Origin of the sequence: Enterobacter cloacae complex sp. P1B (assembly GCF_014982345.1) — a bacterium.
GTDB classification, from domain to species: domain Bacteria; phylum Pseudomonadota; class Gammaproteobacteria; order Enterobacterales; family Enterobacteriaceae; genus Enterobacter; species Enterobacter bugandensis.
In genome coordinates, this window is the sequence record NZ_JADCLF010000013.1 from 584,445 (window position 1) to 598,007 (window position 13,563).

A 13,563-nucleotide genomic window follows, 5' to 3' on the forward strand; every position below is an offset into this window, starting at 1 on the left:
GGTTTATGCTTTGGTCTGTATTAATGGTTAATCACGTCGCGCGGACATAACCGCGCGAGCAAGGAAGGTTTAATGAAAGACGTCTCACACCGTGACTCGTTCGCGTTCAGCGCCCGCGTACTGGGCGCGCTATTTTACTTCGCCCCAGACAGCGAGCAGACAGCCCCGCTGGTGCAGGCACTTACCGCTGGCGAATGGATAGAGGACTGGCCCCTGCCGCCGGAAACGCTGCTGCCCGTTGCCGAAACCTTTGCCTCATCTTCCGATGAGCCGCTGACGGATGCCTGGCAACGGCTGTTTATTGGTCCTTATGCCCTGCCCGCTCCGCCGTGGGGTTCCGTCTGGCTGGACCGTGAATCCGTGCTGTTTGGCGATTCGACCCTCGCGCTGCGCCAGTGGATGCGGGAAAACAATATCGCGTTTCAGATGCAGCAAAATGAACCGGAAGATCATTTCGGCACCCTGCTGCTGCTTGCGGCATGGCTGGCCGAGAATGGCCGCGAGTCGGAGTGCGATCGGCTTCTGGCGTGGCATCTGCTGCCGTGGAGCACCCGCTTTCTGTCGGTGTTTGTCGACAACGCCGGGCATCCGTTCTATATCGCGCTCGGCAGGCTTGCGCAGCTGACGCTGGCGGACTGGCGATCGGCGTTGGTTATTCCGGTTGCGGAAAAGACGTTGTACCGCTAAGGGATATGGCTTGCTCGCGGGTGGCGAGCAAGCCTTTAACCAGGGTTTGGTTGTGCATCACCACCTGATTCACTTACACTCTCTTTGCTTTGAATGAACCGGAGTGCCAAATAGAGGTCTGGCGCCAGAATCATGTCATCATCATTCATCGTTGGCCGACTTTCTTTAAACCAACGTGTTAATTCCGTTTTCCTGCCCGCAAGGATTAACACAATCTGTCGGGCTTTAAGGTCACGCTTTAACTCATTAATGGTTGCCAGGACACTGATATCTGAATAGGTGAAGCAAGCCACGGCATCAATAACCACCCATTTAGGTTGTAATGCTGCACCATCAACCAGGTTCAATACCCGACGTTTAAAATAAGCCACATTAAAATAGGTCAACGGTGAGTTAAATCGATACATCAGCACGCCCGGGACCATTTTAATATCGGTTGTATTCCCTAATGAGTGGATCATTCCATTTTCGTCAGTCCCCAGTAAGTGCTCAGAGGGACGAAATACCGTACGCAGGAACTGTAACAGGCCAAGCAATACCGCAAGGCCGATCCCCTGGATTACACCAATGATTAAAACACAGCCAAACGTGAAGAAGGCCAGGCGAAAAGCCTGTTTATTTCTTCGCCTCAGATTCCATAACCCACGTAAATCAATTAATGACCACGATGCATACATTAGAACAATACCTAATGCAGATACCGGAATAAATTGTAATGGCTGCGTGAAAAATACCACCACTAAACCTATCAGTAAGGCCGCGACTATGGAAACCAGCTGACTTTTCCCCCCAACGGAATCATTAACCGCGGTCCGGGAATCGGCTCCACTGATGGCAAATCCCTGAGATAGCCCAGACATAATGTTCGCAATACCCAGTGCCCGGAACTCTGCATCAGCATTAATTTCATAGCCATTTTTCGCGGCGAAACTGCGGGCGGTCAGCATCAGACTGACAAAACTCACTAAAGCCAGGTTCAGCGCCGGGATCACTAATTCTCGCATCGGACCGGGCTGGAACGCACCCCAGTTAACGACGGGTAAACCAGGCTGGAAGCCATCCCCCCAATCGTGGCAATACCATACTGTTGCGCAGATGTTCCCCATACCAGTATCGTTGTTATCACAATGGCAATCAGAGGTGCTGGCCAGTGGCTGCGATACGTTTTGATAACCATTAAAATAATTAACGTTAAAAGTGATATCCCTATTGTTAATACATGGCTGTCTAAAAGTTGGCCTGGCAAGGCCAGTATTTTCTCAATAACCTGCGCTTCATCGAGCTTGATCCCCAAAACCTTGCCTAATTGACCGACAATAATCGTCACGGCTACGCCATTAAGCAACCCTGTAAGAATGGGATGAGAAAGGAGATCGGCAAGTGCACCCAGATGAAATTTACTGGCAAGCAGGCACCACCCGCCCATCATCAACGTCATGACGATCGTCAGTTGCCAGTGCAGTTCAGGATTGCCTGCAGAAAGAGGAAACACGACGGCTGCAATCACGGCGCAGGTCGTTGCATCAGGGCCAACAATAAGCTGACGTGAAGAACCAAACAGTGCATAAGCTATCATCGGTAAAACGCAGGAATAGAGCCCCACTATTGCCCCAACACCCGCCAATTCAGCATAAGCAATAGCAACGGGTAGCGCTACAGCCGCAACGGATAATCCAGCTTTAACATCATGTTTTAGCCAGCTTTTATCGTAGGCTAACAAATTTTGTAACCCTGGCATGTACTTTAACAATAATTTTCCGAGCACTTTATTCTCCGGACAGGGATGATAGCCACGTAATATTGGCACACTTCTCAGTGAGGTTCTGGTTTCCAAATGCTCCGGAGTCAGGTCGATGCCTCTCAGTTCTTAATAAAACGTCAGTCAACTCATTATTCTGACTGCTGTTAAACATCATTTAAAAACTACCGCCCCATCATCTTTCCGGGGCGGTTCAAATTCGTCGCTATTGCGCGCTCATATCTATAAGCAACCTGCAATCAGAAACTGTACGTCACCTTCAGGCTTCCCGTTGGCGACGTTTTACGTTGCACGATCGGGCTATCACCCGCATCCCCCGTCAGCTGCGTTACGCCCGCGGAGGTGAGAACGCTCCAGCGTGAGGTGAGCCTGTAGGTCCAGTCAAGGTTCATCGACCAGGCGTAAATTCCCGCTCCGGCGTCATGTCGGGCAAATCCCGATGCGGCGGACTGGGCAGCATTAACCCCATAGTACGTTTGCATGTACTTGCCGGAACCCCAGCTGCCCGTCAGCCCCAGCGTCACCGCATTTTTCGACGATGTGTAGAGCGGGCTGGAAATGCCGAAATGCACCGCCTCACCGTTGTCTCTCTCAGAAACCGGGATCTCAGCCTGCAACTGCAGATTGAGCCAGTCGGTCACCTTATACCCCAGACCCGGCACCACGATAGCGGAACCTTTGATATCGCCCATCCCCCGCAGGTAGTCGCTGCCGGAGCTGATCGAATCACTGCTCACGTCTTTATCTTTACGGCCTGTTCGGTAGCTCACTGCGGCGTTGTAATCCAGGTTGCCAATGTTGTTTCCGTAACCGATACCCCGCGTGGTGCTGATAAAGAAACCATTTGCCATGGAATAATCTACTACCTGAGCTGCCGAGACCCGGCTTTTATCCGAACCCGAGTAGCGTGGCGCGACGTCCACGCCTCCCCCCAGGGTTAAGACATTGCCCTGTTTCTGCTCTGCCGCCAGTACCGGGGTAGCCAGTAACGCCAGAATAACGCCCGGCACGATGTTTTTCAGTCTGCGGCTCGGAAGTAAATAGGGGAAAGAATGACGCAGTTCGATGTTACTCATTGAAGAAGTCCTTTGGATTCAAATGATTGCAATGCAAGCGGTTTACACGCCAGAGCACTCATTCTGAATACTCACCCTGAGGTTCTTATGAGCCGAAAATGAAGAAAGGCTGAAGCGCGTGCGGGCGCTGTCAACCGAACGGATTTCCTGCTACCGTTTTTTTCTTAAGTTGTTCTTCATTCACTGTTGATACAGTTACCAATGTGAAAATCTTACTAATCGAAGACGACCTGGATCTCGGCAATGGCGTACGTATCGCCCTTTCAGATCAAGGATTTGATGTCATATGGGTTCGCCGTAAAGAGGATGCGCTGCATCAGCTTGAGGTCGGCGTGCCGGAACTTATTCTGCTCGATCTGGGGCTGCCCGACGGCGACGGCATGAGCCTGATGACGCGTTTGCGCCAGCAGCTTAAGGGGATCCCCGTCATTATCCTGACGGCGCGAGGCACCCTGCAGGATCGCCTGTGCGGGCTGGATGCTGGCGCAGACGACTATCTTGTCAAACCCTTCGTTCTCGCCGAACTGCTGGCGCGAGTCAGAGCCCTTGCGCGACGCAGCTACGGTTTTGAAAATGAAGCGATAGAAATCAGGAGCTTATCGCTTCATATCCCGACGCGTCGCGTAACGGTGAACGCGCGTCACGTTGAGTTGACGGCCAGTGAATATGCGCTGCTTGAAACGTTGATGCTGCGCGCTGACCGGGTGACCACGCGGCGGTTCCTGGAAGAGAGGATATTTGGCGCGAAGGAAAATCTCAGCAATGCGCTCGACGTGCATATGGGGAATTTGCGGCGAAAAATTGGTGACGGCTATGTACGAACGGTGCGGGGCGTCGGGTATGTCATTGATACCGTCGCTATCCAGAAGGTGACAGATTAATGCGAAATGTCTGGCACCAACTGAGGCGCCCAACGCTGGTACGGCGAATTATCATCGCCCAGATGCTGCTGCTTACCCTGCTGTGGTGTCTTTTTTTAACCTTTATTTTATTGGAAGACCTGCGTAGCCCTCCGATACTCACGGGAAGTAAGACTTACGAAACCATTTTTACTCTGGTTGATCTCAGTGACGAGCGCCCGCAGGATCGTAATGATGTCCTGGAAGCATTCAGCAAAGCGTTGCGGGAAGGCTATGGCGGCGGTGAAGATCCGGAGCTGTCGATTAACCTGATCGTTCGCAAAAACAACGAGGTTATTTTCTCTTCTGATGGTGCACCTACGGGGGTAAAAAACACCAGACTGGGCGAAATGCAGCGCGTTCAGAGTGAAGGTCACGCCTGGACGAGCCGCACGCTTAAATCCCCCCACTCCAACGTGGAGGTTACCCTTTTCACCCCTGCCGGAAGCTGGAACTTCTTTATCTACCTGAACTCGCGGGGCTACTACATTATGCCGCTGCTGGTATGCATTCCTTTTCTTCTGTTTCCTGCGTGGCTGTCAATCCGCATTGCGATGCGCCCCTGGAGCAAGGTGGTTAATGAGATCTCATTACGTTCGCCTGACGATCTCTCCCCTTTAAAGGCTGTTCCCGGGCATAAGGAACTCCGCCAGATGGTGGACGCGATCAATGACTTTCTTGCCAGAGTGCGGGAAAGCGCTGAACGCGAACGGGTTTTCATTGCGGACGCCGCGCACGAGCTGCGTACGCCGCTGGCCGCGATGCGCATCAACGTGGAGGCGCTGCAGTCCTGGGTGAGCAGCGAGAGCCAGCGGCAGCTGCTTGCAGGGATTGTGCGCAGCAATAGCCGGGCGGCCCGTCTTGTCAACCAGCTGCTGCTGATGATGCACAGTGAAGCGCGCATTGACACCGCGATGGAGCCCGTGCCGCTAACCTCGCTCATACAAGAGCGGATGGCTGCGCTGGAGCCGCTAGCGTCCGGGCGCAAGATTGAGCTGGAATTCTTCGCTGTGGATGAGATTTGGATCGCTGGCGTCAGGGAGCGTTTGATGTCGCTTATAGACAATCTCATTGAAAACGCCGTGAAGTACAGTCCTGAGGGCGGGCGGATTCAGGTGGAGGTATGCTCAGCAGATACATCAGCCCAGCTACGCGTCTCCGATCGGGGGCCGGGTATCCCGGTTGAATTGCGCGAGCGCGTATTCGACCGGTTTTTCCGCGATCCCAATCAGCTCCAAAGCGGGAGCGGACTAGGGCTTGCCATTGTCAAAGCCGTTGCACAGCAGCACGGCAGCAGCGTAAACCTGAGTACTTCCGCAGAAGGTGGCCTCCTGGTGACGGTTGACTTCCCGAACCGCACGTATAGCTAAACCGGAACAGGGTGTTTGATCGCAAATGCCGCAGATTGCTTCAAAAAAATTACCGTATTTGTTATATTGTTGTTTATTGCTTATTCACCTCTGCGGTGCCAAAAAGAACAAGATTCACCGCAACCCAGGAAAGAGAAATGTTAGATTACCGCTTCCCGACAGCTTTGCAGATGGTTCTCAGCGTAGCGATGGCGGAGCAACTAGGTGAACGTTCGACGAGTGCGATTCTGGCCTACGGCCTGGAAGCCAACCCGAGCTTTATCCGCAAATTGATGGTTCCACTCACGCGTGACGGCATTATCGTCTCAACGCTTGGCCGCAACGGCTCAATTCATCTTGGACGTCCGCCGGAAGAGATTACCCTGCGCGATATCTACCTTTCAGTCACCGAAGATAAAAAACTCTGGGCGTCGCGCCCGGACGTGCCGGCCCGCTGCGTGGTCAGCGCGAACGCCTGCTGGTACTTCAAATCTATTTCCGAAGAAGCAGAGCAGGCCTCGCTCGCGGTATTAGCGCGCCACACCGTGGCAAGCGCGCTGGACGAGGTCAAGAAAGCCGATACCAGCGGGTGCGATCCTTTACCTGAACTGATTGCCCAGTACAAAAAAGCCCAGTAATTTACGCAAAAAAAACCGCCCTCATAGTGAGTGCGGTTTTTTGTTATCTGCGATATCCCTACGCAGGCAGAACCTCTCTTTCCACTTTGCCGCGCGTCACGAACTTACGCAGCGTCACGTAAAAGACCGGCGTCAGGAACAGACCAAACAGCGTCACGCCCAGCATCCCGGAGAAGACCGTAATCCCGGTGACGCCGCGTACTTCTGCGCCCGCGCCGTGGCCGAGGATCAGCGGAATGGTCCCGGCGATAAAGGCGATGGAGGTCATCACAATCGGACGTAAACGCAGGCGGCACGCTTCCAGCGCTGCTTCCATGATGCCTTTCCCCTGAATTTCCAGCTCGCGGGCAAACTCCACGATAAGAATCGCGTTTTTACAGGCCAGCCCCATCAACACCACCAGCCCCACCTGCACGAAGACGTTGTTATCGCCCCCGGTCAGCCAGACGCCAAACAGCGCGGAAAGCATGGTCATCGGAACGATGAGGATCACCGCCAGCGGCAGCGTCCAGCTTTCATACAGCGCCGCCAGCACCAGGAACGCCAGCAGTACCGCGACCGGGAAGACGATCAGCGCCGTATTGCCCTGCGTGGCCTGCTGGAAGCTCAGATCCGTCCATTCAATGTTCATTCCGTTTGGCAGGATCTGCTTAGACATCGCGTCCAGCTGCGTCATCGCCTGCGCGGACGAGAGTACACGCGGGTCGGCATCGCCAATCAGATCCGCCGCCGGGTAGCCATTGTAGCGGATCACCGGATCCGGTCCGTAGGTAGTCGTGATTTTCACCATACTGCCAATTGGCACCATTTCGCCCTGGCTATTCCGGGTGCGTAAATTCGCAATATCTTCCACGCTGTCGCGGAACTGCCCGTCTGCCTGCGCCATCACGCGCCAGGTGCGCCCGAACTGGTTGAAGTCGTTCACGTACGACGAGCCCAGATAGGTTTGCAGCGTACCGAACAGATCGGTCAGCGACACGCCCTGCGCTTTCGCCTTATCGCGGTCAACCTGCACGTCCAGCTGCGGAACGTTAGCCTGATAGGTTGAGATCGGGAAGTGCATTCCCGGCGTCTGCATAATCGCACCAGACATGGTGTTCACCGCGTTTTGCAGCGCGCCATAGCCCAGACCCGCGCGATCCTGAATATACAGCGAGTAGCCTGACCCCTGACCCAGCCCCAGAATCGGCGGCGGCAGAATGGAGAAACCAAAGCCCTGCTGGATTTGCGCGATTTTCGCGTTGATCTCCGCGTTAATTTCCGCCGCAGAGTGCTTGCGCTGGTCAAACGGCTTCAGGCCAAAAAACACCGTCCCGGTATTCGGCGTGTTGGTAAACTGCAGCGCGTTCAGCCCCGGGAAAGCTACCGCGTAGTCCACGCCTTCGGTATTCATGCCGATTTCGCTCATTTTGCGGATCACCGCGTCGGTGCGCGCCAGCGACGAGCCTTCCGGCATCTTCACGCCGCCAATCAGGTAGAGCTTATCCTGTGTCGGAATAAACCCGCCGGGTACCGCTTTAAACATGACGCCCGCGGCACACAGCAGCAGCAGATACACCACAAACACCGCGCCGCGTCGGCCAAGCGTTTTGCCCACCAGCCCCTGATAGCTGTTAGAGCTACGATGGAAAAAGCGGTTAAACGGACGGAAAATCCAGCCAAACAGGCGATCGATAAGCCGGGTCGGGAAGTCTTTCGGCGCGCCGTGCGGTTTTAACAGCAGCGCGGCCAGCGCCGGAGAGAGCGTTAGCGAGTTGATGGCGGAGATCACCGTGGAAATCGCTATCGTCACCGCAAACTGCTTGTAGAACTGACCGGTTACGCCTGAGAGGAACGCCATCGGCACGAACACCGCGCACAGCACCAGTGCAATCGCGATAATGGGCCCGGAAACTTCACGCATCGCCTGATGCGCCGCCGCAAGCGGCGCAAGCCCCTCTTCAATGTTTCGCTCGACGTTTTCCACCACCACGATGGCATCGTCCACCACGATACCAATCGCCAGCACCAGCCCGAATAAACTCAGGGTGTTAAGCGAAAAGCCCAGCAAATAGAGAATGCTGAACGTCCCCACCACCGACACCGGCACCGCGATCAGCGGAATGATCGACGCGCGCCAGGTTTGCAGGAACAGGATCACCACCAGTACAACCAGCACCACCGCTTCCAGCAGGGTTTGCACCACCGCACGGATGGAGTCGCGCACAAAAACCGTCGGATCGTAAGGTGCCGCCCACTTCATATCTTCCGGGAAACGGGTAGACAGCTCGTCCATTTTGGCGCGCACCGCGTTAGACAAATCGATGGCGTTCGCCCCCGGTGACTGGAAGATACCAATCCCGACCGCGTCTTTATTGTTAAGCTGAGAACGCAGCGCATAGCTGCCGGAACCCATCTCAATACGCGCCACGTCGCGCAGGCGGACGACCGAACCGTCCTCCGACGTTTTCAGGACAATGTTGCCAAACTCTTCTTCGGTATGCAGACGACCCTGGGCGTTAATGGAGATCAGGAAATCGCTCTCTTTCGGCAGCGGCTCGGCGCCAAGCTGGCCCGCGGAGACCTGCACGTTCTGCTCCTGCATTGCCGTGACCACGTCCGAGGCGGTCAGCCCGCGGGCCGCGACCTTGTTCGGATCCAGCCAGATGCGCATCGCGTATTCACCGGAGCCGAAAATCTGAATCTGGCCGACGCCGGGCAGACGCGCCAGCTCGTCCTTCACCTTCAGCGTGGCGTAGTTGCGCATATACAGTGAATCGTACTTGCCGTTGGGCGAGAACAGATGCACCACCAGCGTCAGCGTTGGCGACTGCTTCTGCGTCGTGATGCCCAGGCGCCGCACGTCTTCCGGCAGACGCGCCTCGGCCTGCGCTACGCGGTTTTGCACCTGCACCTGCGCCTGATCCGGATCGGTACCCGGACGGAACGTGACGGTAGTAACCAGCACGCCGTCCGAGCCGGCAACGGATTTCATGTACATCATGTTCTCGACGCCATTGATCGCCTCTTCCAGCGGCGTCGCCACGGTCTCGGCAATCACTTTCGGGTTGGCGCCCGGATACTCCGCGCGCACCTGTACGCTTGGCGGTACGACGTCAGGATATTCACTCACCGGCAGAAGCGGGATGGCGATTAATCCTGTGATAAAAATCAGAATCGACAGTACGGCAGCGAAAATCGGCCTGTCGATGAAAAAGCGGGAAAAGTCCATGGGAAGGATTCTCAGGTCAAGTGATCAGTTGAGGGCGGTGCTGGCGGTCATGGCGACGGTTTTCGCGTTCACCGGCATACCCGGCATGAACACTTTCTGTAGACCGTCAACGATGACCTTATCGCCAGGTTTCAGCCCCTGCTGCACGATGCGTAAACCGTCGGCCAGACGCCCCGGCGTAATATCGCGACGCTGCGCTTTACCCTCTTTATCTACGATATAGACATACTTGCGATCCTGGTCAGTCAGTACCGCCTTGTCGTCAATAAGCATGGCCTGGAATTCCGCGCTGCCCGGCAGGCGCACGCGGGCAAAGAGTCCCGGCGTGAACTGACGCTGCGCGTTATCCAGCAGCGCGCGCATGCGGATCGTACCGGTACTCGGCGTGAGCTGATTATCAAGGAAATCCACTTTACCCTGATGGGGGTAGCCCTCCTCGCCGGCAAGGCCGATCTCAACCGGTAGCGCCGTATGGTGGCTGGACGCCCCCTGCCCGTTGCGGGCGAGATTTTGATAGTGAAGATAGGTTGACTCATCCACGTCAAAGTAGACGTAAACCGTCTTCTGCGAGACCAGGGTGGTGAGCACGCTGGCGCTGTCGCCCGCGGAGACCAGATTGCCGCTGGTGATTAACGCCCGGCTGGCGCGACCATCAATAGGAGCCGTCACTTTGGTGAAGTCGAGATTCAGCTGCGCGGCGTCTACCGCAGCCTGGGCTGCGCGAATATCGGCCTGCGCCTGAATGGCGGCCGAACGGCGCTGCTCCCACTCTTCACGGGATACCAGGTTGGTATTAATGAGTTTATCGGTACGGTTAGCCTCGCTTCGCGCCAGGCCGGCCTGCGTTTTGGCTCTCTCCAGCGTCGCCTGCGCCTGCTCCAGCGCGGCGCGATAGGTTCGGTCATCAATCGTGAACAGCACCTCACCCTTTTTCACCTCCTGGCCGTCGGTGAAATTCACTTTGTCGATGTAGCCAGAGACACGGGGACGAAGCTGCACGCTTTCCACGGCTTCAATCCGGCCGTTAAAGCTATCCCACTGGCTAATGGATTTCACAACCACGTCTGCAGCATTAACGGCGGGCGCGGGCGGCGCGGCGTTTTGCGCGACGCTGTCATCACATCCGACGAGCAGCACGGAGAGCAGCATCGCTCCCAGCGCATTCAGATGATAGTTTCCCCAGGTTTTTTGCAGGCTCATTATTTTTATTCCGGTAATTGTAGCCGCCGGGCAAGACGCAGCGGGAGGTGCCGCGCCACTTCCTTTGTCCGGGCTGGCTTAAGGCCATTTGTGTCGTTCATCGCCACAAAACTGTAACAGTTTCGAATACACTATCGCGGCGATTGTAGGAATGCGCCTAACTAAGTGCAAGAATAATTGTTGCACTTTATGTGCTATTTGAGGCGGCGTTAAAAGGCCCGTTTCGGGCAAGGATTTTAATGCAACAATAAAACTTGCAATTATCGTGAAACCAGGCCACCTTAAAATGCAACAGACAAAGATACCTTTCTATCGCTGCGTGGGGGAAACCTGATGAACACTGGCGCATTTATGCATGATTTACTCGACTGGATTGATAACAACCTCGACAGTCGCCTGGACATTGAGACCGTCTCCAGGCGCTCCGGCTACTCGAAATGGCACCTCCAGCGCCTGTTTAAAGAGCACACGGGCTATCCCCTCGCCGGCTATATTCGCGCGCAAAAGCTGCAAAAATCGGTTGAGCGCTTAGCCCACAGCGATGAGCCCATCCTGAACGTGGCAATCGCGCTCGGGTTTGACTCTCAGCAGTCGTTCAACCGCAGCTTTAAGCGCCAATTCGGTCAGGCACCTGGCGCATGGCGACGCAGTATCGGCGGCCGTGAAACGCAGCTGATGCACCAGTAGCTCACTTTTTACTGCAACATCATCCCGAAGCTGTTATACTGTATATAAATACAGTATGAGAGGTGCGTGATGGCTGTTGAAATAAAATATGTTGTCGTAAGAAAAGGTGAAGAGAAAATGACATTTGCCAGTAAGAAAGAGGCTGACGCTCACGACAAGCTGCTCGATATGGCAGACGCGTTCACCGACTGGCTGTTGCAAAGCGGAATGCAGATGGATGAAACGCAGGCTGAAAATCTTGGTCTGTATCTCGCCGAGCAGAAAGAGACCGTGCAGCATATTCTGCGCACCAGCAAGCTCCCTGCTCTCGATGCCCCTGCGGCTGACAGTAAAAAAATCAGAGCGGTAAAAGCTGCCTGATTGCCACATCATCACCGAGCCTGACGCCGCAAGCAGCATGCTGCTTGCGGCTTTTTTATTAACGTCACGCGCCGGATTGCGGCAAGGCATCAATCATCTCTTGTAGTTCATTGTACAGTCTTGCCACATGGAAACCATCGCACACGGAATGATGAACCTGAACGGCAAGGGGCAATAATACTTTGCCATCTTGTTCATAGTATTTTCCAAGCGTAAACATAGGGGCAAAAAAGTTCTTCATGTGCGCAACGTTGACGTTAAAGCTGGTAAAACTCACCCAGGGAATACCCGATATGAAAAAAATATTTTCCCGGGAATCTTCTTTAGGCCAATAAGAAAAATTATTACCGTAGCGCGCAATGTCTTCAGCGTAGGTCTTCTGGAAGTGCTGAATATTGCCATCATAATGGCTCCATAATGATGAAAAGGTCTCTGTTTCATTATGGAAAATGGTATAATTTGGATGAACTTCATTCCATATAATAAGCTCATTGTCTTTCATGGCCATACGGAACTCCGGATGACTGTTGACGATTTTCGAAATGAGAAAAATAATAGCTGGGTAAAATTTCCAGCCGACCGCTTTGATATGTTTTAACAGCGCAGTAATATCGATTAAAACCGTCTGGTTAAACGTCGACTGAGCGAACCCCTGAAAAATCTCAAAATGTTCCTTCCTTGCCCAACGAGATAAGTCAACGGACGTATATTCAGGGGTTATTTTTTCCATTTCTAAGCCTTTAATGAGCAAGCATATCTCTGATGTTAGCCTAAATTTTTTCCAGGCATTAAGCAAGCAGGCGCCTCTGGAGAAAACGGCGCGGAATAACCGCCATTACGCACCCTGAAGACGTAACGTTTCCGCTTAAAACGCGCTGACCTGCCCGTACAGAGCACTCCTCACTCAATATTATCCCTCCCTCTTCGCGCAAAGGGTGTATTGTTTTTAAATGTTTAATCCCCCTGAAGAGAAGCAGCGTCATGATTAATATCCTCGGTAAAACCACCTCCATCAACGTTCGTAAAGTGCTCTGGACCTGTGAAGAAGCGGGCATCCCTTACCTGCAGGAAGACTACGGCAGCGGTTTTGCCTCAACAGAAACGGATGACTTCCGCGCGCTGAACCCCAATGCCATGGTGCCGGTGCTGATGGATGACGATTTCGTGCTGTGGGAGTCCAACGCCATCTGCCGCTATCTGGCGCGCAAGGCCGGACGTCACGATCTGCTGCCTGCAGAGCCGCAGGCCTGCGCCAACGTTGAGCGCTGGATGGACTGGCAGGCAACTGAATTCAATAACGCCTGGCGCTATGTCTTCCCGGCGCTGGGACGAAAAAACCCGGACTTTAACGACCCTGCGCGCATTGCGGCGGGAATAAAAGAGTGGAACCACTGCATCACCATTCTGGAAAACCAGCTGCAGCGCACCGGGGCCTTTGCGGCGGGCGAGACGTTTACCCTTGCGGACGTGGTGCTTGGGCTGTCGGTGAATCGCTGGAAGATGACGCCGTTTGACAAGCCCCACGTGCCGGCGATTGAGGCCTGGTATGAGCGCCTCAACCAGCGCCCGGCGTTTTTGCGTCACGGTAATAACGGCATGATATAAATTATTTACGCCCACACCTTGAGTAAGGATATTTTATTTAATTACTAAACCCTGATTAGCGTCAGAGGGAATAATAATTAAGCCATATCCTG

The 13,563-nt window shown here is 54.2% G+C and carries 11 protein-coding genes and 1 pseudogene; 7 read left to right on the top strand and 5 right to left on the bottom strand.

What is annotated here, in order from left to right; translation table 11 throughout:
• The first annotated feature begins 72 nt into the window (after positions 1-72).
• Positions 73-687 carry a Tat proofreading chaperone DmsD gene (gene dmsD, locus INF77_RS15590; RefSeq protein ID WP_136485957.1) on the top strand — a complete coding sequence of 205 codons (615 nt, stop codon included), beginning with the start codon at positions 73-75 and terminating at the stop codon, positions 685-687.
• A 35-nt stretch (positions 688-722) separates the two neighbouring features.
• On the opposite strand, the pseudogene INF77_RS15595 reads toward dmsD, so the two are convergent.
• Together INF77_RS15595 and INF77_RS15600 are read right to left on the bottom strand one after the other, a co-directional pair.
• Positions 723-2,452, bottom strand: a pseudogene (locus tag INF77_RS15595) (SulP family inorganic anion transporter).
• A gap of 233 nt (positions 2,453-2,685) precedes the next feature.
• Positions 2,686-3,522 (bottom strand): MipA/OmpV family protein, encoded by an 837-nt coding sequence (locus INF77_RS15600; RefSeq protein ID WP_048956351.1) that lies wholly within the window; start codon positions 3,520-3,522, stop codon positions 2,686-2,688.
• A gap of 203 nt (positions 3,523-3,725) precedes the next feature.
• Here INF77_RS15600 and INF77_RS15605 point away from each other — a divergent pair, with 203 nt between their 5' ends.
• The 3 genes from INF77_RS15605 (at position 3,726) to INF77_RS15615 (ending at position 6,408) form a co-directional block, all read left to right on the top strand.
• Complete coding sequence (locus tag INF77_RS15605; RefSeq protein ID WP_126346039.1) at positions 3,726-4,403, top strand: response regulator; 678 nt, start codon at positions 3,726-3,728, stop codon at positions 4,401-4,403.
• Complete coding sequence (locus INF77_RS15610) at positions 4,403-5,791, top strand: HAMP domain-containing sensor histidine kinase (protein WP_193531809.1); 1,389 nt, start codon at positions 4,403-4,405, stop codon at positions 5,789-5,791. The genes INF77_RS15605 and INF77_RS15610 overlap by 1 nt, the downstream gene beginning before the upstream one ends.
• Before the next feature lie 137 nt (positions 5,792-5,928).
• Complete coding sequence (locus INF77_RS15615; RefSeq protein WP_028012993.1) at positions 5,929-6,408, top strand: Rrf2 family transcriptional regulator; 480 nt, start codon at positions 5,929-5,931, stop codon at positions 6,406-6,408.
• A gap of 58 nt (positions 6,409-6,466) precedes the next feature.
• Here the strand turns inward: INF77_RS15615 and oqxB are convergent, their stop codons facing one another.
• Together oqxB and INF77_RS15625 are read right to left on the bottom strand one after the other, a co-directional pair.
• Complete coding sequence (gene oqxB, locus INF77_RS15620) at positions 6,467-9,619, bottom strand: multidrug efflux RND transporter permease subunit OqxB (protein WP_193531808.1); 3,153 nt, start codon at positions 9,617-9,619, stop codon at positions 6,467-6,469.
• A gap of 24 nt (positions 9,620-9,643) precedes the next feature.
• On the bottom strand, positions 9,644-10,819 hold the full coding sequence (locus tag INF77_RS15625; protein ID WP_193531807.1) for an efflux RND transporter periplasmic adaptor subunit: 1,176 nt from the start codon (positions 10,817-10,819) through the stop codon (positions 9,644-9,646).
• Between the two features lie 333 nt (positions 10,820-11,152).
• On the opposite strand from INF77_RS15625, the gene INF77_RS15630 reads away from it, so the two are divergent.
• Positions 11,153-11,506, top strand: a complete 354-nt coding sequence (locus INF77_RS15630; protein ID WP_136343208.1) for a helix-turn-helix domain-containing protein — start codon at positions 11,153-11,155, stop codon at positions 11,504-11,506.
• A gap of 69 nt (positions 11,507-11,575) precedes the next feature.
• Positions 11,576-11,866, top strand: a complete 291-nt coding sequence (locus tag INF77_RS15635; protein WP_028012989.1) for a YebG family protein — start codon at positions 11,576-11,578, stop codon at positions 11,864-11,866.
• Positions 11,867-11,930: 64 nt separating this feature from the next.
• Here INF77_RS15635 and catA read toward each other — a convergent pair whose 3' ends face one another.
• Positions 11,931-12,596 carry a type A chloramphenicol O-acetyltransferase gene (gene catA / locus INF77_RS15640; RefSeq protein WP_193531806.1) on the bottom strand — a complete coding sequence of 222 codons (666 nt, stop codon included), beginning with the start codon at positions 12,594-12,596 and terminating at the stop codon, positions 11,931-11,933.
• A 251-nt stretch (positions 12,597-12,847) separates the two neighbouring features.
• On the opposite strand from catA, the gene INF77_RS15645 reads away from it, so the two are divergent.
• Positions 12,848-13,471, top strand: coding sequence for a glutathione S-transferase family protein (locus INF77_RS15645; RefSeq protein WP_193531805.1), 624 nt, complete (start codon positions 12,848-12,850; stop codon positions 13,469-13,471).
• Positions 13,472-13,563 lie beyond the last annotated feature (92 nt).